We start from the raw sequence: 26,439 nt of genomic DNA on the forward strand, positions 1-26,439 counted from the left end.
TCTAAAAGTTTCTTTCCTTAGACAGTCAGAAACCTATAGACGGAAAGCGGCGTGCGTCCGTTAAGGCGCGCTCAAAACGCCCACGGAAGAGTCAGGAGAGCCCTAATGTGCCCCCTATTTTGAACCGGAAATCCTGGCTCATGGCTAGGATCTAGTTATGACGCAGGCGAGCGACAACCACGAGGCCACCCGATACCTGGAACAGGCCATTGAGCTGGCTGTCCGGAACGTCTCCGACGGTGGCGGCCCGTTCGGTGCGCTGGTTGTGACCCCGGATGGGCGGGTCCATGAAGGCACCAACCGGGTCACCCGGGACAACGACCCCACCGCGCATGCCGAAGTGGTGGCAATCCGCGCTGCGGCAGCCGCAGGCGCCACGTTCGACCTGAGCGGCGCCGTGCTCTACACCAGCTGCGAGCCGTGCCCGCTGTGCCTGTCAGCCGCACTGTGGGCGCGGATTGATCGAGTCTATTTTGCGGCCGACCGCCATGGTGCAGCCGCGGCCGGTTTCGACGACGCCGTGTTCTACGAGTATTTCAACGGCACGCGTCCGGAACTTCTGCCGGTCGCCCAAACCGCCATTCCGGCGTCGGACGCTCCGTTTGACGCGTGGCGCCGCAACACGAAACGCAAGGATTACTAACCAGGTGCCGGATCATGAATCCTGGCGTTCAGGCAGCCTGCCGACACCCTCCACCAAATCGTTGCGGGTACCGCACAGCGCGATCCGTACCCAGCCCTCGCCGATCGAGCCAAAGGCAGTTCCCGGCGCAAGCGCAACGCCGGAATCGGCCAGGAACCTGCGGGCCCAGCTGCGGACGTCCCCGTCGCTGACATGGGAGACGTTGGCCCACAGATAGAAGGCTCCCTGTGCACTCAGGTACGGGATTCGCTTGTCCTCCAGCACTGCTGAGGCCGCGTCCCGGTTGGCCCGGTAGTGGTCGTGGGCGTGACCGACGTAGTCCTGCGGGCCTGTCAGTGCCGCGAGCGCGGCGTACTGCGACGGCGAGGCAACGCAGGAGACAATCGCTTCCATCACGTTGTTCATCTTCTGCTCCAGCCCCGGCGGACAGACCAGGGCGCCGATCCTCAGGCCGGTGAGGCCGTACGTCTTCGAGAGAGTCAGCGACGTGAACACGCGCGCCTCGCCGGGCACGTCGCTGTCGAACCGGGCCGGGCTGACGTGGGGGACGTCGTAAGTGAAGGCCTCGTAGCATTCGTCGGAAATGATCCAGAGATCGCGCTTGCGGGCCAGGTCCACAAGTTGCCGGGTCAGGTCCTCGCCGAGGACGGCGCCCAGCGGGTTGGACGGGGAATTCAGGATGAGCACCCGGGTCCGGTCCGTGATGAGCGCTTCAATGTCCTGGATCCGCGGCTGGAAGTCATGCTCGGGATACAGCGGGTAGCCCACCGGCACGGCATTCAGGAGCCGGCTGGTCATGGCGAACGTGGGGTAGCCGGGGTTCGGGATCAGGATTTCGTCGCCGGGGGAGAGCAGGAGGCTCATGGCGAAGTGCAGGCCCTGTTGCGCTCCGTCCACCACGTAGACGCGCTCGGCACCGAGGCCGGTGTTGAGTCCGGCGCGTTCACGGAACCGGGTGGCGAACGCTTCACGGAGGGCCGGGATGCCGGCGTTGGGCGTGTAATTCGTTTCGTCCCGGTCGAGGCACGCCATGCCGGCTTCCAGGATGTGGCGGGGGAGCGCGAAGCCCGGCTCGCCGATGCTCAGGACGATGGCCCCGGGAGTATGCCAGGCGGCCTCGGTGATTTCGCGGATCTGGTTGACGGGGACGTCGCGCGCGTGCGCCGCAAGCTCAGGCATGGATGCCATCCTAGCCGCCACCCGCGCACCTGGGCGGGGTCCGTCGCCAGCGCCGATATACTGGGAAGCGTGCTTTCTGGACTGGTGATAGTGGACAAACCGCAGGGATGGACCAGCCATGATGTGGTTGGTCGGATGCGGCGTCTCGCCGGGACCCGGAAAGTGGGGCACGCCGGCACCCTTGATCCCATGGCTACCGGCGTCCTGGTGGTCGGCATCAACAAGGCCACCCGGCTCTTGACCTACATCGTGGGCACGTCCAAGACGTACACGGCAACCATCCGGTTGGGCCAGTCCACTATCACGGACGACGCCGAAGGTGACGTGATTGCCGCCGTCAGTGCCGCCGCCGTCGCCGATGAAGCAATTCACGACGGCGTCGCCGCCCTCACGGGTGAAATCCAGCAGGTGCCCAGCAGCGTCAGCGCCATTAAAGTCAACGGAGAACGTGCCTACGCCCGGGTCCGCTCCGGTGAAGAGGTAAAGCTCGCGGCGCGCCCGGTCACCATCCACCGTTTCGAAGTTCACGCCATCAACCGGGAAGCGGGCGGCGACGTCGTGGACATTGATGTCACCGTTGAGTGCTCATCCGGTACCTATATCCGCGCCCTCGCCCGTGACCTCGGCGACGGGCTGGGAGTGGGCGGCCACCTGACCGCCCTCCGCCGGACCCACGTTGGCCCGTACTCGCTGGACCAGGCCCGGACGTTGGAACAGCTGGCCGAGGAGCTGAATGTCCTGGAGATGTCCCAGGCTGCCCGGGCACTGATGCCTAACCGCGAACTCACAGCGGAGGAGGCCAGAGAGATTTCCTTCGGACGCCGGATCGCAGCGGGAGCGGAAGCAGGAGATCCCGCGGCTGCCACCACTGAGCACCCGGCAGCAGCGTTCGCGCCGGACGGCAGCCTCGTGGCGCTCCTGGCGGACTCCGGAAACTTTGCCAAGCCTGTCCTGGTATTCGCGCCTGGCAACGGTGCGTCAGAAAAAACTGCGGCCCGGAATGCTGCGCCCGAGAATGTTGTGCCTGAAGATGCTGCGGGCGGGGACGCTTAGGCATGGACGCCTATTTCTACATCATCCTGGTGGTCGGCCTGCTCTCCAGCGGAATCTGCCTCGGTGCCGGCATCCTGAAAAAAGCCCCCAACGATCTCACCATCCTGTCCGTTGCCGCCGTCGAGCTGGCACTGCTGGTTTACCTGGTGGGTTCGATCGTGCGGGTGATCGCGGGCGAACCGATTGCCGGGGAAGCCTGGGAATTCTGGGGATACCTGGCCACGGCGATGCTCCTGCCGCCGGCAGCCGTGTACTGGTCCATCCTGGAACGGACCCGCTGGAGCAACTTTGTCCTCGCCGCCGTCGGTGTCACGGCCTTGGTGATGGCCGCCCGCATGAACCAGATCTGGTACTGAAATGGAAGAAGTACGCAACGTGAAAGCACCTCGTTCCGAAGCCGCCCGTGCCAAGGCAGACGCCAAGGCCGGCGTCAAGGACACTCGGAACACCGGCCCCGGACGCCTGCTCATCGCCGTCTATGCAGTGTTTGCCATTTCGGCCACCGCACGCGCCGGTTACCAGATCCTTACCAAGTTCTCCGAAGCCCCGCTCGCCTACCTGCTTTCCGCGTTCGCGGCGCTGGTCTACGTTGTGGCAACGGTGTCCCTGGCCAAGCCCGGCCGCACCTGGTTCAAGATCTCGCTGGCCGCCGTCCTGGTGGAACTTGTGGGCGTGCTGGTAGTGGGGGCGTTGAGCGTGTTTGATTCTGTGGCGTTCCCGCATGAGACCGTCTGGTCCCTTTTTGGCCGGGGGTACGCGTTCATTCCGCTGCTGCTGCCTGTCCTGGGTCTGGTGTGGCTGTACCGGCGCCGGCCGAACCAGCAGTAGACCGCACCAGCGGCAAACAGCACCAGCGATCGGCCGCCGCGGTCGGGCCTCCGGACATGTCCGCGCGTGCCCTCCAGTTGGCCCGGCGCCGTCCGGCAGCAGTACTGAATGCGGGTAATCTAGAGAGTTCCGGCGCCGGTGCGTTCGGAGAGATGTCAGTTTTAGGCAGTAAAAGGCGAGGGTGATGGTCTACATCTGGAACGATCCGTCCGAGGTCCCGGCGGACTTTGGTCCCTCCGTTGTCACTTTTGGCAACTTCGACGGCGTCCATCGCGGGCACCAGCAAGTCCTTTCCGAGCTAATCCGCTCGGCCCGCTTCAACGGGACGAAGGCCGTTGCCGTCACCTTTGACCCGCACCCGGCCTTGATCCACCGCCCGGAGTCCGCGCCTGAAATGATCATGGGCCTGCAGGACAAACTGGTCGCATTGGGGGAGCTGGGCCTGGATGCAATTTTGGTGATGAAGTACTCGCTGAACCTGGCCAGTCTCACCCCTGAAGAATTTGTGAGCCAGGTCCTGGTGGACAGCCTGCACGCCAGCCACGTGGTGATCGGTCACGATTCCCGGTTCGGCCGGGGCAACTCCGGTGACCTTGACACCATGAAGCAACTGGGCGAAAAGTTCGACTTCGACGTCCAGGTCATCAGCGAGTTCGGTTCGGAAGGCTACCCGCTGCATGACGACGACGGCACCGACCGCCGCTGCTCCTCCACCTGGGTGCGTGAAGCATTGCAGGAAGGCGACGTCGCCACCGCCGCCGCGGTGCTGGGACGACCGCACCGCATGCGCGGGGAGGTTGTCCACGGTGCTGCCCGCGGCCGCGTACTCGGGTTCCCCACCGCTAACCTTGCCCACGAGGCCACCGGGTTCATCCCCGCGGACGGCATCTACGCCGGCTGGCTGGTGGACCAGGCGGGCACTCGCTGGCCGGCGGCCATCTCGGTGGGGTCCAATCCCACGTTCGACGGCGTCAGCCGCCAGGTCGAAGCCCATGTGATTGACCGTCCGCACGAGGCCGTGGAGGATTTCGATCTGTACGGCCAGACAGTAGTGGTCGAATTTGTGGCCCGGCTCCGCGGCATGGTGGCATACCGTGGGCCGGAGGCGCTTGTTGACCAGATGCGTCTGGACGTTATTCAGGCCCACGATCTCCTGGTGCGGCGCTGACCCGGTCCCACCAGCACCGAACACCCAGAGAGGCAGCACCGTGGCCGTCGAGAAGAACACCCGCAAACTGGACAAAGGCATAGTCCGCGATTTCAGTTCCCGGATGAGCTACGCGTCCTACCTCCAGCTGACCACCCTGCTCAGCGCACAGCAACCTGTCAGCACGCCCGAACACCACGACGAGCTGCTGTTCATCATCCAGCACCAGACCACCGAGCTGTGGCTGAAGCTGGTGCTGCACGAGCTCCGCAGCGCCGCGGCCTGGCTGCGCGCAGACGATCTCGGCTCCGCGCTCAAAGGCATCGCCCGGGTCAAGCACATCCAAAAAACCCTGACGGAGCAATGGTCCGTCCTGGCCACGCTGACGCCCACGGAGTACTCCCAGTTCCGCGGGTTCCTGGGCAACTCCTCCGGATTCCAGTCCAGCCAATACCGGGCCGTGGAGTTTATCCTCGGCAACAAAAACCGAAAAATGCTGCCGGTCTTCGAATCTGACCCGGACGCGCACGCCATGCTGGAGGACGTGCTTAAGGCGCCCAGCATCTACGACGAGTTCCTGGCCTACCTGGCCCGGCAGGGCTTCGACGTGCCACAGTCCGTCCTGGAGCGGGACGTCACCCGTGCCCACGAGTTCTGCCCTGAGCTGGTGCCGCTGTTCAAGCACATCTACGAAAACGCCGCCGCTAACTGGGGTGCGTACGAGGCGTGCGAGGAACTGGTGGACCTGGAGGATAATTTCCAGCTCTGGCGGTTCCGGCACCTGCGAACCGTCCAGCGGACCATCGGGATGAAATCTGGAACCGGGGGATCCAGCGGCGCTGCCTTCCTGCAAAAGGCCCTTGAGCTCACCTTCTTCCCGGAACTGTTCGCCGTACGAACGGAGATCGGCCAGTGAGCAGCGCAATGGACGCGAACATGGAGAACCACGACGCCGCCGACCTCCTTGAGCAGGCCGCGCAACTGGATGCAGGCGACCCGTTGGCGCGCTACCGCGGCCTCTTCATCGGGACGGACACGGACCTTTCCTACCTCGACGGCAATTCCCTGGGCCGCCCGCTGAAGCGGACACAACGGGACATCAGCACCTTTATCGGGGAAGGCTGGGGCGGCCGGCTCATCCGTGGCTGGGATGAGGAATGGCTGGACCTGCCCCAGACCATCGGCGATCAGCTGGGCCGCGCTGTCCTCGGCGCAGCCCGGGGCCAGACCGTCATCGCCGACTCAACCACGGTGGTGCTCTACAAACTGATCCGCGCCGCGCTGGCCACCGTGGCTGACCCCGCCCGCACAGAGTTCGTCCTGGACACGGATAACTTCCCCACGGACCGCTACCTGGTCGAGGGCATCGCCCGCGAGGAAGGCCTGACCCTGCGGTGGATCGAAGCCGATCCTGCGTCCGGAGTCACCGTCGAACAGGTGCGGGACGCGACCGGCCCGGCCACCGCCGTCGTACTTCTGAGCCACGTGGCCTACCGCTCAGGCTTCCTGGCCGACCTTCCGGGCATCACGGAAGTTGCACACAGCGCGGGGGCGCTGGTGGTCTGGGACGTGTGCCACTCCGCCGGATCCGTGGAGCTGGACCTGGACGGGGCAAACGTGGATTTTGCCGCGGGCTGCACCTACAAATACCTCAACGGGGGACCGGGCTCGCCGGCGTTCGCCTACGTCAATCGCAGGCACCTGCCCGGTCTGAAACAGCCGATCTGGGGCTGGATGGGACGCAAGGACGCGTTCGAGATGGCCGCAGGCTACGAGCCGGCGCCCGGTATCCGGAGTTTCCTCAGCGGCACTCCGGCCATCTTCGGGATGTTGGCCATGCGCGGGACCCTGGACCTCATCGAAGAGGCCGGCATGGCTGCCATCCGGGAGAAGTCCCTAAAACTCACAGCCTTCGCCGTTCAGCTGTTTGAGGCATGGCTGGAACCGGCGGGCGTCGAGCTGGCGTCGCCGCGTGAGCCGGAGCTTCGCGGGAGCCACATCACCGTGGATCATCCGGCGTTCCGGAACGTGACGGCGGCGCTGTGGGAACAGGACGTCATCCCGGACTTCCGCGCACCACACGGGATCCGCGTGGGGTTGTCGCCCTTGAGCACCAGCTTCGCGGAGCTGTTCCGGGGGATGGCCGCCATCCGGGATCAGCTGCGTCGCTGAGCCACGGGCATTTGGTGACGGCCTTTTGGGGACGGCCGCGGCTGACGGCGGCGGCTGTTTCGACAAGATTGCGGCGGGGCCGGTAAACTAGCAGATGGATCCGGCTGCAGTCCGTGGCGGCTGGTTCCTGCCATGTGTGGAAATTCCCTGGTTTCCGGGGGATTCCCGCGCGGGCAGACCCGGCAGTGAAGTACTGAATCGGGCCTCACGGCACATCTATAGGAGTTATTGTGGCACTTGACGCCGCTGTAAAGCAGTCCATCATCCAGGATTTCGCAACGTCCGAGGGCGACACCGGTTCACCGGAGGTCCAGGTTGCAGTCCTGACTCAGCGGATCAAGGATCTGACTGAGCACATGAAGGTGCACAAGCACGATTACCACACCCAGCGCGGTCTGCTGGCCATGGTTGGTCGTCGCAAGCGTATGCTCACCTACCTCAAGAACACTGACATCACCCGCTACCGTGCGCTCATCGAGCGTCTCGGCCTGCGCCGCTAGTCAGCTTTAAGGGGCGGCCCCTTCCGTGACGGAAAGGGCCGCCTTCTTCAGAAGAAAAACTAAACAGGAGGATCAACCGCATCACGCATTCGCGGTCCTCGGTAGTGATCCCCGGGAACGGCTTCGAAGAATGAAGCCCCCGGCCCGTGGATCTCGATCGATGACCGGGTGCAGTGCAGGCCAGTAGACAGATGCTGGCCTGGGTTGATGCGGCTGGACTCCGTGAAACAAGAAACGGAGGTGACTCTCTTGGAGGGTCCCGAAATCCAGTTCTCAGAAGCAGTCATTGACAATGGCCGCTTTGGCAAGCGTGTAATCCGCTTTGAAACCGGCCGTCTTGCCAAGCAGGCAGCCGGCGCAGCCATGGTGTACATCGACGAAGACACCGCACTGCTGTCCGCCACCACCGCCGGCAAGCACCCGCGTGAAGGCTTCGACTTCTTCCCGCTGACGGTTGACGTTGAAGAGCGCATGTACGCCGCCGGCCGTATCCCGGGCTCGTTCTTCCGCCGCGAAGGCCGCCCGTCCACCGAGGCCATCCTGGCCTGCCGCCTCATGGACCGCCCGCTGCGTCCGGCCTTCGTCAAGGGCCTGCGCAACGAGGTCCAGATCGTGGTGACCGTCCTGGCCATCAACCCCGACGAGCTCTACGACGTGGTGGCCATCAACGCCTCCTCCATGTCCACCCAGCTCTCGGGCCTGCCGTTCTCCGGCCCGATCGGCGGCGTCCGCGTTGCCCTCGTCGCTGACGAGCACGGTTCACAGTGGGTTGCTTTCCCCAAGCACTCCCAGCTCGAGAACTCTGTGTTCAACATGGTTGTAGCCGGCCGTGTTGCCGGTGACGACGTCGCCATCATGATGGTCGAAGCCGAAGCAACCGACAATTCCTGGAACCTCATCAAGGAACAGGGCGCCACCGCTCCCACCGAAGAGGTTGTCTCCGAGGGCCTCGAGGCTGCCAAGCCGTTCATCAAGGCACTCTGCGACGCCCAGGCGGACCTGGCTGCACGCGCTGCCAAGCCCACCGTTGAGTTCCCGGTCTTCCTGGACTACCAGGATGACGTCTACGCCGCTGTTGAGTCCGCTGCCGCTGAGAAGCTGGCCGCTATCTTCCAGATCGCTGACAAGCAGGAACGCGATGCTGCAACGGATTCGCTCAAGGACGAAGTCACTTCTTCCCTGGCCGGCCAGTTCGAAGGCCGCGACAAGGAGCTGTCCGCAGCATTCCGCTCGGTTACCAAGCAGGTTGTGCGCCAGCGTATCCTCAAGGACCAGATCCGCATCGACGGCCGTGGCCTGACGGACATCCGCCAGCTCACCGCCGAGGTTGAGGTTCTGCCCCGCGTGCACGGCTCGGCAATCTTCGAGCGCGGCGAAACCCAGATCATGGGTGTCACCACGCTGAACATGCTCAAGATGGAACAGCAGATCGATTCGCTGTCGCCCGTCACGCGCAAGCGCTACATGCACAACTACAACTTCCCGCCGTACTCCACCGGCGAGACCGGCCGCGTGGGTTCGCCCAAGCGCCGCGAAATCGGACACGGCGCCCTCGCCGAGCGCGCCATTATGCCGGTGCTGCCGTCCCGCGAGGAATTCCCCTACGCGATCCGCCAGGTGTCTGAGGCTCTCAGCTCCAACGGTTCGACGTCGATGGGTTCCGTCTGCGCTTCGACGCTGTCCCTGCTCAATGCAGGTGTGCCGCTGAAGGCAGCTGTTGCAGGTATCGCCATGGGCCTGGTCTCCGACCAGGTTGACGGCCAGACCCGCTACGCAGCCCTGACCGATATCCTCGGCGCCGAAGATGCTTTCGGAGACATGGACTTCAAGGTTGCCGGCACCGCCGAATTCGTTACGGCCATCCAGCTGGACACGAAGCTCGACGGCATCCCCGCTTCCGTGCTGGCAGCAGCGCTGAAGCAGGCCCGCGAAGCCCGACTGCACATCCTGGACGTCCTGAACTCCGCGATCGACACCCCGGATGAGCTCTCCGAGTTCGCGCCGCGCGTCATCGCGGTCAAGATCCCGGTTGACAAGATCGGCGAGGTCATTGGGCCCAAGGGCAAGATGATCAACCAGATCCAGGAAGACACCGGCGCCGACATCTCCATCGAGGACGACGGCACGGTCTACATTGGCGCCACCAACGGTCCGTCTGCTGACGCAGCACGCTCCGCCATCAACGCCATTGCCAACCCGCAGATCCCGGAAATCGGCGAGCGCTACCTGGGTACGGTCGTCAAGACCACCACCTTCGGTGCCTTCATTTCGCTGACTCCGGGCAAGGACGGCCTGCTGCACATCTCCGAGCTGCGCAAGCTGGCCAACGGCAAGCGCGTGGACAACGTTGATGACGTGGTTTCCGTCGGCCAGAAGATCCAGGTGGAAATCACCAAGATCGATGACCGTGGAAAGCTGTCGCTGTCCCCCGTAGTGGCTGAAGAAGAAGGCGCCGAGAGCGTTGACGCTTCCGCCGCAGAGAGCGCTGTCGAAGCGGAGTAGTCCACTGACGTGGAGGAGCATCCTCCTCCACACAGCATGAATCGGCGGGGCCGGTGGATGATCCACCGGCCCCGCCGCTGTTACGATGGCAGCCAGATCCGGCTGCCGCTCCTGAAAGGCTTCAATGACTGTTGTACCCCTGCCGCTTGAGCAGAACCAGCCCGGCGACACCCTGGTCCACGGCTCCGACGGCGGCTCCGTTGTCCGGCGTTCGGTGCTGCCGGGCGGCGTTCGGGTGCTCACCGAAGCGATGCCGGGCCAGCGTTCGGCGACCATCGGTTTCTGGGTGGGCGTCGGGTCACGCGATGAAGCCCCGGGCCAGCACGGCTCCACGCACTTCCTGGAGCACCTGCTGTTCAAGGGGACCAAACGCCGCACTGCCCTGGAGATCGCCTCGGCCTTTGACGAGGTGGGCGGGGAGTCCAACGCAGCCACGGCCAAGGAGAGCACGTGCTATTTCGCGCGCGTGCTGGACACGGACCTGCCCATGGCCATCGACGTCATTGCCGACATGATCACCGGTGCCGTCCTGGATCCGGCCGAGATGGAGCAGGAGCGCGACGTCATCCTGGAGGAAATCGCCATGGACAGCGACGACCCCACGGACGTTGCACATGAAAACTTTGTGGCTGCCGTCCTGGGCACCCACCCGCTGGGCCGCCCTATCGGCGGCACGCCCGCCGCGATCCGCGCCGTCGCCCGCGAGTCCGTCTGGGAGCACTACCGCCGTTACTACCGCCCGGATGAGCTGGTCATCACCGCCGCCGGGGGCTTGGAGCACGACGTCGTCTGCAGCCTTGTGGTGGACGCCCTCCACACTGCCGGGTGGTCACTTGAGCCGGATGCCGCTCCGGTGGATCGCCGCTCCACCGAGCGGGCGGACATCACCGGCACAGCCGGGCTGCATGTGGTCAAGCGTGCGGTGGAACAGGCGAATATCATCATGGGCTGCCCGACGATTGTGGCCACCGATGAACGCCGCTACGTCATGAGCGTCCTCAACGCCGTCCTGGGCGGCGGGATGTCCTCGCGGCTGTTCCAGGAGATCCGCGAGAAGCGTGGCCTGGTGTACTCCACGTACTCCTTTGCCTCCTCCTACGCGGATGCAGGCTACTTCGGGATGTACGCAGGGTGCACTCCGTCCAAGGTCCGCCAGGTACTGGACCTGCTGGGGCTGGAGCTGGACAAGCTTGCCGAAGGCGGGATCTCCGACGACGAACTGCGCAAGGCCGTGGGCCAGCTCTGCGGCGGAATTGTCCTGGCACTGGAGGACACGGGTTCCCGCATGTCCCGCCTGGGCCGTGCTGAACTCGTGTCCGGTGAATACCAGGACATCGACGAGACCCTGCGCCAGATCAAGGCGGTCACTGCGCAGGAGGTCCAGGAGCTTGCCAGGGAACTGGCGGCCGCCCCGCGGACTGTCACCGTGGTGGGCCCGTTCGAGGAGACCGAAACCTTCGGTCTCTGACGGGCAGGCTTGCGCCCGCCATAATGAACCTATGAACTTTCCGCAGCCGGGCACGGTGCACGCCGTCCTGGAGAACTTCCTGGGCCATTGGCGCGGCACCACCTGGCTGGACGCGTCGGCCTGGGGGCCCAAGCGCACGGCCTCGGCGGAAATCAGTTACACCAGGGCTGCCGGGGGCTACGCAGTCGTGCAAAGTTACAGACACACCGAAGCTGATGGCACGCACTTTGAAGGCCACGGCGTTTTTACTGTCGACCGTGACCACAACGACATCCTCTGGTACCACGTGGACAGCATGGGCCTACCGCCGGGAGCCCCGGCCCGCTGCACGTGGGTGGACGGTGTGCTGCGCGTCGAGCGCCACAGTGACCGGGGGACTGCCCGCCATACTTTCCGGGTGGACAACGACGTGCTGATCCACACCGCCGAGTTGCGCCTCGGCGACGGCCAGGCCTTTGTCCCGTTCATGAACTCCGAGTGCCGCCGCGTCTGACCCCATCCCGACCCCTGCGCGAACGGACACTTGGGGCCCCTGCAGAATTCCGACCGTCAGCCGGCTGATTCCAGAATCCTTGTCCGCGGAGCGCCGTTCAAGGCTGGCGCTGCGGAAGACGAATTCCACACCCTACTTTTCAGGTTCGCCGGCAATTGCTCAGCCGGGCCGGGTTCGTTGAAATAGAGTTCCACCACCACGTAGTGGGAATCATCCACAGGCTGGGAAATCCGGTGGCCGACGACTCCGGAGGCCGCGCGGTCCACTGGATCCCGGTCGAAGGCTTCTTTCCACATGCCAAAGTCCTTAATGCCATGTTCGATTTGCAGTGTGTACATTGCTAATTCTCCTTAGCTCATCGTGTTAGTTGATCGCACTTATTTGCCTCCGTGCTGTCCAACCCATGGCTCCTGTCCTGGGACAGCCGCACGGTTCCGCTGCGTCGCGTACTGTCACGTTAACTGCCGGCCGATGTGGCCGGTATCCCAGAAATCTGGGATCTTGGTAGAAAACCCGGTGCTGTCCACAGAGGGCATACTGGGGGAATGACCCCCGGCAGGCCCTGGAACAGGAGCTTTGAACGGATCCGGCTCATCGGCGACTCCGCCCCGGATCACCACTCGTTACGCACTGCCGTGCTCGCTGAGTTGGGCCGGGTGCTTCCGTTCAGTGCTTTCGTGTGGCCGCTCTCAGATCCGCTGACGGCGACGGGCATGTCGCCCATGGCCCGGATTCCGTGCCCGGACGAACTGCCGTTGCTGATCAGGCTCAAGTATCTGACGCAGGCAGGTCGGTGGACGCAGTTGGCGATCAGCCCGTCGCCGGTCACGACGCTGCTGCGCGAAACTGCCGGCAATCCATCACGGAGCCTGGTATGGGATGGCCTGATGAAGCGCTACGGAGTGACCGATGTCCTGTTCGCAGTGCTGGCGGACAAGCACGGTTGCTGGGGTTGGATTGACCTCTGGCGAACGGCGAAGGAAAATCCCTTTACCGCCGACGAAGTGGGATACGTCGCTGCCGTGACGCGTGAGGTCATGCCCGCCCTTCGTCGTTCGATAGCCCGGCAATTTCTCCTGGAGGTGCCTGGCGGACGCGACCCCGTAGGACACGAGGTGGTCCGTACGCGGGCGTCAGCCGTCGGCGAACGTCCTGGGCCGGACTTGCCTCAGCAGGCTGTGCTGACTCTGGATGCGGATATGGCGGTGGTGGGTGGAACGGCTTCGGTGGAGGAGTGGCTTGGACTGCTCCAGGCCGGCCCGCGTCCCTTTCAACGCGTACCGGCCGAGGTCCTCAACGTCGCTGCCCAGCTGCTGGCGCGTGAGGCGGGCGTGGATCGTCATCCTGCGTCCGCCCGTGTGCACATCGGGTCAGGCCAGTGGGCCCTCCTCCAGGCCAGCCGGATGGACTCTACCGGCACGGCGGCCATTCCGCCATTGGCCGTCACCATCCAGGCCTGCCCTCCGGCGGCGAGGCTTGATATGTTCGCCCGGAGCTTCGGGCTGACAACGCGCCAGCGGGAATTGTTTGAGCTTGCCGCCAGCGGCGCCGACACCAACGCCATGGCTGACGCCTTGGGGATCGGGGCCCATACCGTCCAGGATCAGTTCAAGCAGATTTTCGAGACATGCGGCGTCCATAGCCGCGCGACGTTGTTGGCCCTGGCGATGGGAACGGCCCAGTAACCGAAACGCAGTTCAGCTCCGTGCCGGTGGTATGCCCAGGTCCAGGTCCAGGTCCAGGTCGAGTTCCAAGTCCAGGTCCGCGTCCAAGACCGAACCGGTGCTGGTGCCGGCGCCGGGCATGGGGATGTTGGCTGGCCAGTGGGGTGGTTCCCAGTCGGGGTGTTCGCTTTGGTAGTGCCGTCCGGTGGGTGAGGTCCAGCCGGGTGGTTCATTCTTGGTGGCGGTGGTGGGTTTCCAACCGGTGATGTGTCTGAGTCTGTGGTGTTTGTGGCAGGGTTGGCCGAGATTTGGGATGCCGGTGGTGCCGCCGTGGGCCCAGGCGAGGAGGTGGTCCGCTTCGTTGTCGAGGGAGTGGTTGCTGCAGCCTGGGAACGGGCATTTTCCGTCCCGTAGTCGTAGCCATTGGTGTTGGGCTTTGGTGAGCCGGTAGCTGGTCCGGCCGATTTCCAGGGGTGCGCCGTCGCGGGGATCGATCAGGACGCGGTGGAAGGATTCGGCACCGTCGGCGATCAGGTGGCGGGCCATGGATGGCGGGATCGGCCCGTATCCGTCGAGCATGGCGGGTTCGTCGGTCTGGCCCAGCAGCGCCATGACCGGGACCGTGATCAACACCTGCGCCCGCGGGGATGGAACACCGCCGCTCACGGCGATGCCCCCGGTCTCTTCGTGGCTCGTTTCGCCGGTCGCGCCGCCGCTCTTTTCCCTACCTTCATCACCGGTTCCGCTGCCTGCACTGTTGTTGGTCAGAAGCCAGGTGGCGGCGATGTCTGCTCGGAGCTGGCTGAGGTTCCGGTCCTCATGAGGCCCCTGCAACGCCCTGGCCACTGTGGGGGTCCGGTTCCAGATCCCGGCGGCGGTGTCCGCAGGGAGGTAGGCGGAGAGCCAGGCCATGCCGTCGCGGTCCGGGGCATATTCCAGGCGTCGGTCGGCTGCGCTCTTGATATGGCGTTTTTCGATGCTGACCGGGTGGTGGCGTTCCCGCCAGGTGCGGGCCTTGTGCCGGAACCTTCCGGGGATGAGCTCACCGGCCGGGCCACGTGCCGGATTCACCACGTGAGGGTCCAGGAAATGTGCCTCCAACGCCGCCGCGCCCGGCCTGTCGAGGTTGGTGGTTTCGTCGACCATGATCCGGGCGTGCTGCCACGAGATCGTCCCTGCCTGCAGCGCGGAGAATGTCAGCGGCAGGGCCGTGGTCAGGGCGTGGGCTTCGGCGAGGAGGGCCCCGGCAGTGCGTTCACTGACCGTCAGGGCACACGCGACCTCCGCGACGACGGCCATCTCCTGCCCGGTATGGTCCTCGGGCGACGTTGCAGGGCCCGCCAAAGTCTCGGCGGCGGCGGTGTAGCCGGCAGCCAGCCAGGCCTTCAGTGCGGCACTTTTCGCGTCCAGCCGTGAGATCTCGGCCAGCCCGTCCAGGAATTCATCTGCTCTCCGACGCATAGGATCAGCGTCCCCGGAACAGTTGGAATCAGTCCCGTCCCGGAGCGCCACAGCCAGCTCAGCGAAGGATGCCGAAAGGGCCTCCGCCGTCGCTACAGCTGCTCTGCTATCCATACTCAAATCATCCCGCGAGGGTCTGACAATAACGGCCAGCCTGAACGGCTATGTGCATAACTCCGCGAAGCAACTGTAAGTGCCTGCATCCGTGGGCGGTTTCAAGGTGTCGTTGCAGGGGCCTCAACTGTCCGTTCGCACCAAGGACGCGGGGCCTCAAATGTTCGTTCGCGCCAAGATCCGGGGCCTCAAGTGTCCCCTCGCGCCGTCTGCAAGGTGTCCTACCCGCCGGCGAACGGAGGCAGCACGTCGACCACATCGCCCGGATTTAACACAGTCGTGCGGTCCCGGACGGCCACCTCGTTGAGCAGGAAACTGCTCCGGGACAGGATACGTTGCAGGGGAGGAGTGCCGGCAGCGGGCTCGGCGCGGTCCACAGCCAGGACTGCCAGCAGCAGGTCGGCCACTGTGGCCCCCGGCGCGAGATCGAAGAGCTCTTCTTCGACCCCAGCGGCAGCGCGTGCGGCAGCGAAGTAACGTACGTTCAAGAATTCAGCCTCCGATGGCGCTCATGCTGCGGTCCGGCTGGACAAAGTCCGCCGCGCCGAGACCTGTGTGGTCCATGCCGTGGGCCTTTGGCTTGACCCACATGGCATCCTGCCAGCGTTCGGCCAGGGCCTGATCACCGGCGCCGTCCCGCAGAAGACCCAAGAGATCAAACTCCTCACGGGAGAACAGACAGCTCATGATCTTGCCCTCGGCGGTGATCCGTGTGCGACGGCAGTCGGAGCAGAACGGCTCCGTGACGGACGCGATGATGCCCACGGTGCCGAGCACCGGCCCTTGGGCTTCCGGCGCCGCCTCCACGCCTTCCGGCCGATGCACGTTAGCGGCAGACACTAGTCCCTCGGTACCCAGCACGGGACTATCCGGCCCCGCGGTCCCGGCTGCCCGGCGTCGTACTTCAAAGCGTTCCGCGGGGGCTCCATCGCGGGCGCGGGGATCGGGACTCAACACAAAGTCGCGCGAGAGCAGAGTGCGAATCTCGGCCGCGGTGATCATTTTCCGGCGGGTCCAGCCGTGGTCTGCGTCGAGCGGCATCTGCTCGATGAAGCGCAGTTCGTAGCCGCGGTCCAGCGCCCAGGCGAGCAGGGACGGCGACTCGGTGTCGTTGATGCCCCGCATCAGGACGGCGTTGAGTTTGACGGGGCCCAGTCCCGCGGCCCAGGCGGCATCGACGCCGGCCAGGACACGGTCCAGGAAGGGGCGCCGGGTCAGCTTGGTGAAGGTTTCTTCGTGCAGCGAATCCAGTGAGACGTTGATGCGGGTCAGGCCCGCAGCCTTGAGCGTGGCGGCCTTCTTGTCCAGGCCCACGCCGTTGGTGGTCATGGAGATGGGCAGTTCCGGATGGTTGCTGCGCAGGGCCGCAATGATGTCAATCAGGTCCGCCCTGACCAGTGGCTCCCCGCCCGTCAGGCGCAGTTCGCGAACACCGAGCAGCTCCACGCCGATCCGGACAATCCGCACGATCTCCTCGGCGGACATCACGGCCTGCTTGGAAAGCCATTCAAGCCCCTCGGCCGGCATGCAGTAGGTGCAGCGCAGATTGCATTTGTCCGTCAGCGACAGCCTCATGTCCGTGGCCCGGCGGCCGTACTGGTCCAGCAGTCCCGGCGCCGTGCCGGCCGGCCGGGCAGGCGGCAGCCCCGGCCCTGCATCCTCCCGGGGTTGTGGCATGCCTAGCTGAACACTCATGAATTCAGGCTACGCCACGTTTACCCCCGGGATCACGCCCATGACGCCCGGGATCCGCTCCATCGCCGGAAGTCCCTCCGAACGGTGGCGAAGTCCCGCGCCGCCGGGGCCCGGCGAACCTATGCTGGAGAGGTGAACAGCTCCCAGCCCCTGCAGGAAACGGCCGACGACGGCGCCACCTCTCCAGGGCGCTCGGGAACCGACGGTGCCGCTCGAGGCAGCCGTCGCTGGGCCGCCGCGTCGGGAGCCGTGGCCGCCGGCGCCGCCGTCGTAATAGGGGAGCTGCTGGCAGGTCTGTTCAGTCCGTCCCTCTCGCCCTTGACGGCAGTCGGCGGAGCCGTGATCGACGCTGTTCCGCCGGGTGTGAAGGACTGGGCCATCTCGCTTTTCGGCACCGCCGACAAAGCGGTGTTCGTGGGCGGGATGCTGCTGGTTATCGCGGCCGTCGGGGCATTGGCAGGGATCCTGGAGCAGCGCAGGCGGTTTGCCGGTGGGGCGGTGATTGCTGTTTTTGGGCTCGTCGGGCTCAGTGCGGTCCTCACGCGTGCCCAGATGACCCCGGCCGCGGCTGTAGTGGCACTGGCCGCAGCCCTGTCCGGTGCCCTGCAGCTGGGATGGCTGATCCGGCGGCTCCACGAAGGGCACCCGGCCGGCGCAGCTGGAACAGGTGCAGCGGGGACAGCAGCCGGGACAAACGCCGCGACGGCGCAAGTTCCCGCGGGGACAGCAGCAGCCGCCGGGCGGCGCACGTTCCTGCAGGTCTTGGCTGCGAGCGCGGGGGCCACCGCCGTTGGCGGGGTTGTGGCCGCGGTCTGGCGAGGTGCAGCCTCCGGCATCAGTACTGCCCGCGAGATGCTGCAACTGCCTGCCGCAGTCTCCGGAGCGCCCGCCATCCCGGCCGGCGCCGAGGTCGGCCTGGACGGGATGCAGCCGCTGGTTACACCGAACCGGGACTTCTACCGGATTGACACCGCCCTGATCGTCCCGTCCCTCGACCCTGAATCTTGGGTACTCCGCGTCACGGGGATGGTGGAACAGGAGATTGAGCTGAACCTGGCCGATCTGCTGGCCAAGCCGCTGATCGAACGTCATGTGACCATCGCCTGCGTCTCCAACGAAGTGGGCGGGGACCTGATCGGCAATGCCCGCTGGCTCGGCTGGCCGGTGCGGGAACTCCTGGCCCTTGCCCGGCCGCAGTCCGGCGCCGACATGGTGCTGTCCCGGAGCTCCGACGGCTGGACGGCGGGCACACCGCTGGAGGTCCTCACTGATCAGCGGGACGCCCTGCTTGCGGTGGGGATGAACGGCGAACCGTTGCCGCTGGAACACGGCTTCCCGGTCCGGTTGATCGTGCCGGGCCTCTACGGCTACGTTTCCGCGACCAAATGGCTCACGGAACTCCGTCTCACCAGGTTCGCGGACGACGTCGGCTATTGGACGCCGCGCGGCTGGTCCGACCGCGGCCCCATCAAAACGTCCTCGCGGATCGACGTTCCGCGCACCGGCCGGCGGGTGGGTGCTGGAACGGTCATGTTTGGCGGCGTGGCCTGGGCCCAGCACACCGGGGTCGGCAAAGTGGAGCTCCGGGTCAACCGCGGTCCGTGGCAGGCGGCCCGCCTCGCGCCCGGGATTTCGCTGGACACCTGGTACCAGTGGCAGCTGGGCATCGACCTGGCTCCGGGCCAGTACGAGGTCCAGGTCCGCGCCACAGACCTCAACGGCGAGCCGCAGGTGGAGGACCGCCGGCCGGTTGCTCCCGACGGTGCCACAGGCTTCCACACCATTAGAGTTGACGTGAATCCATGACCGCCCGGACCGAAGGCAAGACCATGCACAGCCCTCCGCACCAGCGCGGCCACATGCACCACCAGGCACGGTCCGTCGCCCTGCACCGCGCCGCCGTCACCGAACTGCTGGCGCCCCTGCTGGCCCAGGAACGGACGGAAACGCTGGCACTTCGCGACGCGCTGGGCAAGGGCCTGGCCCAGGACGTGATGGCCGCCCTGAACCTTCCGCCGTTCGCCAACTCCCAAATGGACGGCTTTGCCGTCAACAGCCTGGACGTGCCCGACGGCGGTGCGGAGCTGCCTGTGGGTGTCCCCGTTCCGGCAGGTGCCGTGCCGGCGGCCCTGGACCGCGGCACTGCCGCCCCCATCATGACGGGAGCCATGATTCCCGCCGGTGCTGACGCCGTCGTGCCCGTGGAACGTGCCGTTCCGGACCGGTTCCCCGCCCCGGGGGAAACAACCACTGTGTGGCTGCCGGCGACGGCGGCCGGCACCTTCGTGCGGTCGGCCGGCAGCGATATTGCGGAGGGGGAGCGGGCGCTGGCCTCGGGTACCTTCCTTGGCCCGGCGCAGCTGGGGCTGCTGGCGGCCCTGGGGATCGCCGAAGTTACTGTGCACAGGCCGGTGACCGTCCTGCTGGCCACCACGGGCGACGAAGTGGTGGAACCCGGCCAGCCCCTGCCGGCCGGCAAGATCTACGATTCCAACGGAACCCTCCTCGAAAGCGCCATGCGGCAAGCGGGCCTGGCCGTGGTGCGCACGGCCATTGCCTCGGACCACCCTGACGAATTCCGGGCACTCCTGCGCAGCCACGCCGGCACGGTGGACCTGATCGTTACCACGGGCGGCGTCAGCAAAGGAGCCTACGAAGTGGTCCGCCAGGCCATGGAGGGCCAGGCCACCGAGTTCCTGCATGTGGCCATGCAGCCCGGCGGCCCGCAGGGCATCGGGACGTTCGACGGGTTGCCTTTCCTCGGATTCCCGGGAAACCCTGTTAGCTGCCTGGTTTCCTTCGAAATGTTCCTGCGGCCTGTGCTGGCTGAACTGTTTGGATCGCCGGCACCGCGGATTCCGGTCCGCGCACGGCTGGGCCACAGCCTTTCGTCGCCTGAACACAAGCACCAGGTCCGGCGCGGAACCCTTCAGGGGGACGGAGCCGTCCGCCTGGAAGGGGGCGAAAGCTCCCACCTCATGCATGCCCTCGCCGGCTCCAACGCGCTGGTGCACGTACCCGTTGGGGTCTCGGCGCTCGCCGAAGGTGACGAGGTGGAAGTATGGATGCTGTGAATCCAGAACATAGCCCGTCCGCGCTGACCCACCTGCGCCAGGACGGAAGCGCCCAGATGGTGGACGTGTCAGGCAAATCCGAAACCACGCGGGAAGCCACCGCCACTGCCACCGTCCGCACCACTGACGAAGTGCTGGGCCTGCTCGGATCCGGCGGCCTGCCCAAGGGTGATGCCCTGGCCGTGGCGCGGGTTGCCGGCATCATGGCGGCAAAAAAGACCCCCGAACTCATCCCGCTCTGCCATCCTTTGCCGCTCTCGAAAGTCACTGTGGACTTCGAGCTCGGAACCGATTCCGTGGAGATTCTGGCCACGGTCAAGACCCGCGGGGTCACCGGGGTTGAGATGGAAGCGCTGACGGCGGCCTCCGTGGCTGCCCTCAGCGTGTACGACATGATCAAGGCCGTCGACAAGCACGCCGTGCTGACCGACATCAAAGTGCTGGCGAAAAGCGGCGGCAAGAGCGGGGACTGGACACTATGAGCACCGAGAGCACTTACCCGGCTGAGCCAAACACAGAGCCGCACACTCACGGCGAGGTGCAGGGCCGGAAGGCCGGGGTTGTCATTGCGTCCACCCGGGCTGCCGCAGGCATCTATGAGGACGAAACCGGGCCCGTCATCATCGACTGGCTCACCGAGCACGGCTTCGAGGCGTACCCCGCCATGGTGGTGCCGGACGGCGCGCCCGTCGGTGCGGCGATCCGGGCCCTCCTCACCCAGCATCCCGCCGTCGTGATCACCAGCGGCGGTACAGGGCTCAGCCCGGACGACCGCACACCCGACGTCACCCTGCCCCTTCTGGACCGTGAAATCCCGGGCATCATGGAGGCCATCCGGCGCGAAGGCGCAACCAAAACGCCGCTGGCGGCCCTCAGCCGCGGCCATGCGGGAGCTGCCGGGCAGACGTTCATCATTAACCTGCCCGGCTCACCCAAGGGCGTTATGGACGGCCTGTCGGTGCTGGACCCGTTGATCGGGCACCTGTGCGACCAACTGGAGGGCGGCCATGGGCACTGAATCGGTTTTCGAAGTGGTGCACGCGGTACTGAGCCCAGAACCCATTTCCGTGGACCAGGCCATCGCCGCGGTGGAGTCTGACACCGCAGGGGCCGTGGTCAGCTTCAGCGGCGTGGTGAGGAATCACGACGGCGGCAAGGCAGTGGAGCGGCTCAGTTACAGTGCGCACCCCACGGCTCACCAGGTAATGGCCGACGTCGTCGCGCGGCTGGCCGCCGAACATGCCGGCGACGGGGCCGCCACGCAGCCCGTGCGGATCTGGGCTGCCCACCGCATCGGGATGCTCAACATCGGTGATCCGGCGCTGGTTTGTGCGGTCTCGGCTGCGCACCGCGGACAGGCTTTTGCCGTGTGTTCCGAACTGGTGGACCGCATCAAGGAGCAGGTTCCCATCTGGAAGGAGCAGTTCTTCGCCGACGGCACGGTGGAGTGGGTCGGCGCGGGCAGCTGAGCCGTACGGGCTTCCCTCCGCCTTCCAGCGGTTGCGAGGTAACGCACAGCCTCCGGTTCAATCCCGCACCCGGCCCGACGGTAGGGTTAACGGCATGACCGAACAATTCTCCGCGCCCACCCGCGTGGCTGTCCTGGGCGCCAACGGGCGCATGGGCGCCGAAGCCGTAAAGGCCGTTGAAGCTGCCTCCGACCTGATGCTCGTAGCCGCCCTGGGACGCGGCGACTCGCTGGACCAGCTGGCCACTTCGGGTGCCGACATCGTAGTGGACCTCACCGTCCCCGAGAGCACGGAAGCGAACGTGCGCTACGCCGTCGAGCATGGCATGCACGCCGTCGTGGGGACCACCGGCTGGGATTCCACGCGGCTCGCCGCCCTGGAAGCACTGCTCGCGGAGCACCCGGAAACCGGAGTGCTGATCGCCCCCAACTTTGCCCTAGGCTCCGTGCTGGCCTCGGCCTTTGCCGCCAAGGCGTCTAAGTATTTTGAGTCCGTGGAAATCATCGAACTGCACCACCCGGAAAAGGTTGACGCGCCATCCGGGACCGCTGTCCGCACCGCCCAGCTCATTGCTGCCGAGCGCAAGGCTGCGGACGTTCCGCCCAGTCCTGATGCGACCACCAGTGAACTCGCGGGCGCGCGGGGTTGCGAGGTTGAGGGAGTCCGCGTTCACAGCGTCCGGCTGCGCGGGCTGGTGGCCCACCAGGAGGTGCTCCTCGGAGGTCCGGGGGAGCAGCTGACCTTCCGCCACGACTCCTTCGACCGTGCTTCTTTTATGCCCGGAGTGCTGCTTGGCGTGCGCAACGTCGCCGCGCATCCGGGACTGACGGTGGGCCTGGACGGCTACCTGGACCTGGGGCTCTAGGCCGTGGGCGAGTTCCTGGCCGCGTTCCGGAAGAACCGCACCAAGATCTGGGTGGGTGCCGTAACGCTCCTGCTGGTCTTCTACCTGGTGGTGTCCTTCCAGCGCTCCGTGCTCCTGCTGCTGGACAGCAACCCCGCCGCCAAGGCCATCGGGGCTGCCTACCTGGTCCTCCCGGCCATCGGCGCCTGGGCTATGATCCGTGAACTGCTGTTCGGCGCGCGCACGGAACAGATGGCCAAGGTCCTGGAGGCCGAAGGCGGGCTCCCGGTAGACGAACTGCCGCGCACACCCGCCGGCCGGATCGTCCGCTCGGCCGCGGACCTGGAATTCGAAAAGTACAAGGCCGAGGCGGAGGCGGCGCCCGGTGACTGGCGTTCGTGGTTCCGGCTCAGCTGCGCCTATGACGCTGCCGGGGACCGCAAGCGCGCCCGCGCCTCCATGCGCGACGCCGTGAAGCTGTTCCGCGGCCAGGTTCCGGCGTAGGAGCCTGCTCTCCGCGACTACTCTCTGCGGCGGGTTAGCTGTAACCGGGCTAGCGCGGGCTAGCGCAGGCCCGCTCGTCCGCCGCGCCCCAGTTGGTTGGCGGCATGGCCCACCAGTTCCAGTGGCCCCCGCCATTTCAGGAGGACAAACACGATGCCCACGGCGATGGCCGTCGCGGCATGTGCCCAGTACATCCCCGCCTCGGTCCAGCCGGGGGGCAGCGGCTTCAGGTAGAACGCCGAAACCACCCACACATGCGCTGAGTAGAGCGTGAGCGTCATTGCCCCCGCGCCGCGCAGCGGCAGCAACAGGTCCAGGTCCAGCCAGTCAGCCAGACTGCCGAGCAGGAGGAACGCACCCACAACGGCGGCCGCCACGCCGCAGGTGTGAAGCAGATCCAGCGTGGTGGCCGAATGCGGTGCCGCGGCCGCCAGCCACCACCACGATCCTTCCTGCCGGATTCCCGTGAGGTTGACCTGGAGGACACTGTCCAGCGGGTATCCGGGGGCGTTCAGGACTGCCTCCAGCGCGGCCCGGCCGCCCCAGGTCTCCATTGCGGCGGTGCCCAAAGCCTTGGCCAGTGCGGCCACCGCAGTCCCGCCGGCGAGCAGCAGGACAGGAACCATCGCCTTGGTGAGGGCCAGCCGGCCAATGACCAGGCCCACCAGCAGGTACGACAGCCACTGGAACACCGGGTAGTAACCGGTCAGGAACAGGTCTCCCAGCAGAGGGAACGGGGTCGAGAGGTCTTCCCAGGACGGGTTGTGCCCCAGATTCAGGGGCGGATTGGCTGCCATAAGCCAGGGGCGGAGGAGATATGCGAGGACCGGGGAAACCACGATCCAGCCGACGGCCCAGACGCACAGTGCCTTCAGCTTCAGGCCCAGGAACGGCAGGATGCACAGGAAAAGCAGGGCGTAGTGGACCAGGATGATCGCAAGGTTCACTTCCAGCCCGCCCAATGAGAGCCCGACGGCGGCAATCACCAGGGCGCGCAGTGCGATGCCGCGGCGTGCTGCGTTCAGGGCAACACCTTCCGGAGGTACCTGTTTTCCGGTGGACAGCGCCAGGCCCACGCCCGCCAACACGGCGAAGAGGGCTGCCGCGCGGCCGGAGAAGGTCAGGCCGATCCACGTGGGAGTGAGGTCGGCGTTTGCCTCGAAGGTTGGGAGCAGATGTGTGGCCATCATGCCAAGGAGCGCCAGCCCCCTGGCTGCGTCAATACCGCGGAGGCGGCCCACGGCCTGTGAGGTTCGAGGCACCCGCGAGGGTCTTGCCGGGGCACGGGACGTCATGAGGCGATGTTCTCACACCAACCTTTATGGCAGCAGCCAAGAGCCAGCCGGAAACACGGTCTTGTAGACCTTGTATTCGAATATATGTTCGAATAATATGGAGACCATGCAAACCCCATCCCAGCCGCGACCCTTCCCGGAATCCCCAACCGCCGGCGGATCCGTGCGCCCCGCTCGGGACGGCCAGTACCCCGGCTCGGCACAGCCTGTTGGACTGATGAAAGCGATGAGCCCGGGAGTGGTGGACTTCCTCTTCCGCCAGCTCGTGGCAGGTCGGCCCCCTGTGGACATCCAGTGGCAGGACGAAGGCGTCACACTCACCGCCCAGCCGGCGGGTGCAGAGCTGGCCCGCAGGTTGGACGAAACTGACCTCGACGCCTTGACGCCCACGGAACTGTTCCACTACGTCCGGGCGGCCCAGCGGCTCGCGGCCTGGGCTGAGGGGCTGCGGGAGGCTGCGGTGGACCGTTACTGCCAGCCAGGGAAGCCGCAGGATGGCGTAGTTCCCTCGGCCAGGCGCGCATCCCTAGGATAGAGGGGTGATTGATGCCCTGACCGTCTCTGCCGTGCAGTACCAGGCGCTGGAAGGCGGGATTATCCCGAACGTGCAAGAACACGTCCGGCTGGTCGAGGACGCCGAATCCCACGGTGCCCGGCTGGTGGTGTTTCCTGAGCTGTCGTTGACGGGGTACAACCTGGCGCTACTGGCTGTTGACGACTCGTGGCTTCAACGCGATGACCCGCGCCTGGCCGATCTCCACGAAATCTGCCGCCGGACGGGGATCACCGCCGTGGCAGGTGCTGCCTATCGGGAACCTGACGGCACGCCGCGGCTCGCCAGTCTCGTGATCCACCCCGACGGCACCACTGGACTCGGGTTCAAAACCCACCTCCACGGCCCGGAGCGGGAGGCCTTTGCCGCGGGCGACGGTGCCGTCGTGATCGAGCTGGATGGCTGGAAGATCGCGCTGGCCATCTGTTTTGACGCCGCGATTCCGGACCACTCCACCGGGGCAGCCCAGGCCGGCGCGGATATCTATGCCGTTTCGGCCCTGTACACGCAGGCGGAAGAACGGCGGCTTGGCCTGCATCTCGGAGCCAGGGCCATGGACAACAGGATGTTCGCCATCTTGGCGAACCTTGGCGGACACACGGCGCTGGGCCCCACCTGCGGCCTCAGCGGGTTCTGGGGACCGGATGGCTTCGAAATGAAAAAGGCTGCCGGAACAGGCACCGAAATAGTCACCGCCATCCTGCAACGGAGTGCCTTGCGGAAATTCCGCTGACCCTGCGGGGGGCGATCTGCGGTGCGTGCTGACCCCATTCCCTAGGGCATCGCGGCCCGCTAGTTGACGCGGATCACGCCGTCCCCATTGTCCTAACCAGCCGCCGACAGGGTAACGTTTTTTCCATGCCTCACAAATCCGCCACCGCTCCTGCCCTTGGTACGCTCCTGACCGCTATGGTCACGCCCTTCACCAAGGATGGCGCCGTGGACTACAAGCAGGCGGCCGAACTGGCCACCAAGCTTGTGGACGATGGCTGCGACGGCCTGGTCGTCACCGGGACCACCGGCGAAACGTCCACCCTCTCGGATGAAGAAAACCTTGGCATGTTCCGCGCTGTCAAGGAGGCTGTCGGAGACCGCGCCGCCATCATCGCCGGCACCGGGACGAACGACACCGCACATTCGGTGCGCCTCTCCCAGCAGGCGGCAGCGCTCGGCGTCGACGGCCTGCTGCTCGTCACGCCGTACTACAACAAGCCCAGCCAGGCCGGGGTCCGGGCACACTTCGAGACCGTCGCCTCCGCAACCGATGTGCCCGTTATGCTCTATGACATTCCGGGCCGCTCCTCCATCGCGATCGAGCCCGAAACCATGATCCGCTTGGCGCAGCACCCGAACATCGTCGCCGTCAAGGATGCCAAAGCCGATTTCATGGCAGCCAGCCGCGTGATGGCAGAGACGGACCTGTACTTCTACTCCGGCGACGACGGATTGACCCTTCCGTGGATGTCCCTTGGCGCCGTCGGGCTCGTGGGTGTGACAACCCACGTCGCAACGCGCCGCTTCCGCGAGCTGATCGACGCCATCAATGCGAACGACTTCGAAACCGCGCGTAAGATCAACTTCGAGCTGCTGCCCGTTGTGAGGGCAACGATGACCCGCGTCCAGGGAGCCGTTGCAGCCAAACAAATTCTTAAATGGCAGGGAGTCCTGCCCAACTCGATTGTCCGTTTGCCCCTCGTGGAGCCGGACGAAGCCGAGATCGTAACCATCCGCGAGGATTTGGCGGAAGCGGGGCTGGTCTTTCCCTGAGGGCTAAGACCAGC

General features: G+C 65.8%; 28 protein-coding genes. 22 read left to right on the plus strand and 6 right to left on the minus strand.

Going from position 1 to position 26,439, the window contains the following annotated elements:
- The first annotated feature begins 157 nt into the window (after nucleotides 1-157).
- Complete coding sequence (locus NG698_RS17000; protein WP_058929495.1) at nucleotides 158-643, plus strand: nucleoside deaminase; 486 nt, start codon at nucleotides 158-160, stop codon at nucleotides 641-643.
- Nucleotides 644-655: 12 nt separating this feature from the next.
- On the opposite strand, the gene NG698_RS17005 is transcribed toward NG698_RS17000, so the two are convergent.
- Nucleotides 656-1,822: a pyridoxal phosphate-dependent aminotransferase gene (locus NG698_RS17005; RefSeq protein ID WP_252600028.1), complete on the minus strand. Its 1,167-nt coding sequence runs from the start codon at nucleotides 1,820-1,822 to the stop codon at nucleotides 656-658.
- Between the two features lie 69 nt (nucleotides 1,823-1,891).
- Between NG698_RS17005 and truB the strand changes: the two genes are divergently transcribed.
- The 10 genes from truB (at nucleotide 1,892) to NG698_RS17055 (ending at nucleotide 11,985) form a co-directional block, all read left to right on the plus strand.
- Complete coding sequence (gene truB / locus NG698_RS17010) at nucleotides 1,892-2,875, plus strand: tRNA pseudouridine(55) synthase TruB (protein ID WP_252611168.1); 984 nt, start codon at nucleotides 1,892-1,894, stop codon at nucleotides 2,873-2,875.
- A gap of 2 nt (nucleotides 2,876-2,877) precedes the next feature.
- Nucleotides 2,878-3,231: a hypothetical protein gene (locus NG698_RS17015; protein WP_248761780.1), complete on the plus strand. Its 354-nt coding sequence runs from the start codon at nucleotides 2,878-2,880 to the stop codon at nucleotides 3,229-3,231.
- A 1-nt stretch (nucleotide 3,232) separates the two neighbouring features.
- Nucleotides 3,233-3,703, plus strand: coding sequence for a hypothetical protein (locus tag NG698_RS17020; RefSeq protein WP_248761779.1), 471 nt, complete (start codon nucleotides 3,233-3,235; stop codon nucleotides 3,701-3,703).
- Nucleotides 3,704-3,887: 184 nt separating this feature from the next.
- A complete protein-coding gene (locus NG698_RS17025; protein ID WP_252600030.1) occupies nucleotides 3,888-4,871 on the plus strand; it encodes a bifunctional riboflavin kinase/FAD synthetase in 984 nt (327 codons plus the stop codon).
- A 40-nt stretch (nucleotides 4,872-4,911) separates the two neighbouring features.
- On the plus strand, nucleotides 4,912-5,766 hold the full coding sequence (gene kynA, locus NG698_RS17030; protein WP_252611170.1) for a tryptophan 2,3-dioxygenase: 855 nt from the start codon (nucleotides 4,912-4,914) through the stop codon (nucleotides 5,764-5,766).
- 8 nt (nucleotides 5,767-5,774) lie between these two features.
- Nucleotides 5,775-7,022, plus strand: a complete 1,248-nt coding sequence (locus NG698_RS17035) for a kynureninase (RefSeq protein WP_374209891.1) — start codon at nucleotides 5,775-5,777, stop codon at nucleotides 7,020-7,022.
- 230 nt (nucleotides 7,023-7,252) lie between these two features.
- Entirely contained in the window at nucleotides 7,253-7,522 is a 270-nt protein-coding gene (gene rpsO, locus NG698_RS17040; protein ID WP_056348417.1) for a 30S ribosomal protein S15, read from the plus strand.
- 249 nt (nucleotides 7,523-7,771) lie between these two features.
- Nucleotides 7,772-10,024 carry a polyribonucleotide nucleotidyltransferase gene (locus NG698_RS17045; RefSeq protein WP_252600052.1) on the plus strand — a complete coding sequence of 751 codons (2,253 nt, stop codon included), beginning with the start codon at nucleotides 7,772-7,774 and terminating at the stop codon, nucleotides 10,022-10,024.
- Nucleotides 10,025-10,148: 124 nt separating this feature from the next.
- Entirely contained in the window at nucleotides 10,149-11,492 is a 1,344-nt protein-coding gene (locus NG698_RS17050) for a M16 family metallopeptidase (RefSeq protein ID WP_252611172.1), read from the plus strand.
- A gap of 31 nt (nucleotides 11,493-11,523) precedes the next feature.
- Nucleotides 11,524-11,985 (plus strand): DUF1579 family protein, encoded by a 462-nt coding sequence (locus tag NG698_RS17055; protein ID WP_252611174.1) that lies wholly within the window; start codon nucleotides 11,524-11,526, stop codon nucleotides 11,983-11,985.
- Between the two features lie 56 nt (nucleotides 11,986-12,041).
- Here NG698_RS17055 and NG698_RS17060 read toward each other — a convergent pair whose 3' ends face one another.
- On the minus strand, nucleotides 12,042-12,323 hold the full coding sequence (locus NG698_RS17060; protein ID WP_252611176.1) for a hypothetical protein: 282 nt from the start codon (nucleotides 12,321-12,323) through the stop codon (nucleotides 12,042-12,044).
- A 207-nt stretch (nucleotides 12,324-12,530) separates the two neighbouring features.
- Here NG698_RS17060 and NG698_RS17065 point away from each other — a divergent pair, with 207 nt between their 5' ends.
- Entirely contained in the window at nucleotides 12,531-13,670 is a 1,140-nt protein-coding gene (locus tag NG698_RS17065) for a helix-turn-helix transcriptional regulator (RefSeq protein ID WP_252611178.1), read from the plus strand.
- 12 nt (nucleotides 13,671-13,682) lie between these two features.
- On the opposite strand, the gene NG698_RS17070 is transcribed toward NG698_RS17065, so the two are convergent.
- From NG698_RS17070 to moaA, 3 genes are all read right to left on the minus strand, one after another.
- Nucleotides 13,683-15,224 (minus strand): HNH endonuclease signature motif containing protein, encoded by a 1,542-nt coding sequence (locus NG698_RS17070; protein WP_252611180.1) that lies wholly within the window; start codon nucleotides 15,222-15,224, stop codon nucleotides 13,683-13,685.
- 221 nt (nucleotides 15,225-15,445) lie between these two features.
- Complete coding sequence (locus tag NG698_RS17075) at nucleotides 15,446-15,712, minus strand: MoaD/ThiS family protein (protein WP_252611182.1); 267 nt, start codon at nucleotides 15,710-15,712, stop codon at nucleotides 15,446-15,448.
- 4 nt (nucleotides 15,713-15,716) lie between these two features.
- The gene (gene moaA / locus NG698_RS17080; RefSeq protein WP_252611184.1) at nucleotides 15,717-16,919 is read right to left on the minus strand and encodes a GTP 3',8-cyclase MoaA; all 1,203 of its coding nucleotides are present in this window, start codon (nucleotides 16,917-16,919) and stop codon (nucleotides 15,717-15,719) included.
- 249 nt (nucleotides 16,920-17,168) lie between these two features.
- Here moaA and NG698_RS17085 point away from each other — a divergent pair, with 249 nt between their 5' ends.
- The 7 genes from NG698_RS17085 (at nucleotide 17,169) to NG698_RS17115 (ending at nucleotide 22,810) form a co-directional block, all read left to right on the plus strand.
- A complete protein-coding gene (locus NG698_RS17085; RefSeq protein WP_252611271.1) occupies nucleotides 17,169-18,725 on the plus strand; it encodes a molybdopterin-dependent oxidoreductase in 1,557 nt (518 codons plus the stop codon).
- Nucleotides 18,726-18,748: 23 nt separating this feature from the next.
- Nucleotides 18,749-19,993: a molybdopterin molybdotransferase MoeA gene (locus NG698_RS17090; RefSeq protein WP_308293049.1), complete on the plus strand. Its 1,245-nt coding sequence runs from the start codon at nucleotides 18,749-18,751 to the stop codon at nucleotides 19,991-19,993.
- Complete coding sequence (moaC, locus tag NG698_RS17095; RefSeq protein WP_252600038.1) at nucleotides 19,981-20,475, plus strand: cyclic pyranopterin monophosphate synthase MoaC; 495 nt, start codon at nucleotides 19,981-19,983, stop codon at nucleotides 20,473-20,475. The genes NG698_RS17090 and moaC overlap by 13 nt, the downstream gene beginning before the upstream one ends.
- The gene (locus NG698_RS17100) at nucleotides 20,472-21,011 is read left to right on the plus strand and encodes a MogA/MoaB family molybdenum cofactor biosynthesis protein (protein ID WP_252611185.1); all 540 of its coding nucleotides are present in this window, start codon (nucleotides 20,472-20,474) and stop codon (nucleotides 21,009-21,011) included. Before moaC ends, NG698_RS17100 begins: the two co-directional genes overlap by 4 nt.
- The gene (locus tag NG698_RS17105; protein WP_252611187.1) at nucleotides 21,001-21,462 is read left to right on the plus strand and encodes a molybdenum cofactor biosynthesis protein MoaE; all 462 of its coding nucleotides are present in this window, start codon (nucleotides 21,001-21,003) and stop codon (nucleotides 21,460-21,462) included. The genes NG698_RS17100 and NG698_RS17105 overlap by 11 nt, the downstream gene beginning before the upstream one ends.
- 94 nt (nucleotides 21,463-21,556) lie before the next feature.
- On the plus strand, nucleotides 21,557-22,327 hold the full coding sequence (dapB, locus tag NG698_RS17110; protein ID WP_252611189.1) for a 4-hydroxy-tetrahydrodipicolinate reductase: 771 nt from the start codon (nucleotides 21,557-21,559) through the stop codon (nucleotides 22,325-22,327).
- Between the two features lie 3 nt (nucleotides 22,328-22,330).
- Nucleotides 22,331-22,810, plus strand: a complete 480-nt coding sequence (locus NG698_RS17115) for a hypothetical protein (protein WP_058929479.1) — start codon at nucleotides 22,331-22,333, stop codon at nucleotides 22,808-22,810.
- Nucleotides 22,811-22,869: 59 nt separating this feature from the next.
- On the opposite strand, the gene NG698_RS17120 is transcribed toward NG698_RS17115, so the two are convergent.
- On the minus strand, nucleotides 22,870-24,105 hold the full coding sequence (locus tag NG698_RS17120) for a heparan-alpha-glucosaminide N-acetyltransferase domain-containing protein (RefSeq protein ID WP_252611191.1): 1,236 nt from the start codon (nucleotides 24,103-24,105) through the stop codon (nucleotides 22,870-22,872).
- 226 nt (nucleotides 24,106-24,331) lie between these two features.
- On the opposite strand from NG698_RS17120, the gene NG698_RS17125 reads away from it, so the two are divergent.
- The 3 genes from NG698_RS17125 (at nucleotide 24,332) to dapA (ending at nucleotide 26,425) form a co-directional block, all read left to right on the plus strand.
- Nucleotides 24,332-24,640, plus strand: coding sequence for a hypothetical protein (locus NG698_RS17125; RefSeq protein WP_374209890.1), 309 nt, complete (start codon nucleotides 24,332-24,334; stop codon nucleotides 24,638-24,640).
- Between the two features lie 4 nt (nucleotides 24,641-24,644).
- Nucleotides 24,645-25,391 (plus strand): carbon-nitrogen hydrolase family protein, encoded by a 747-nt coding sequence (locus NG698_RS17130; RefSeq protein ID WP_252611194.1) that lies wholly within the window; start codon nucleotides 24,645-24,647, stop codon nucleotides 25,389-25,391.
- 125 nt (nucleotides 25,392-25,516) lie between these two features.
- Nucleotides 25,517-26,425, plus strand: coding sequence for a 4-hydroxy-tetrahydrodipicolinate synthase (dapA, locus tag NG698_RS17135; protein WP_252602117.1), 909 nt, complete (start codon nucleotides 25,517-25,519; stop codon nucleotides 26,423-26,425).
- Nucleotides 26,426-26,439: the final 14 nt, after the last annotated feature.

This window comes from Pseudarthrobacter raffinosi (assembly GCF_023913735.1).
Classification (GTDB): domain Bacteria; phylum Actinomycetota; class Actinomycetes; order Actinomycetales; family Micrococcaceae; genus Arthrobacter; species Arthrobacter raffinosi.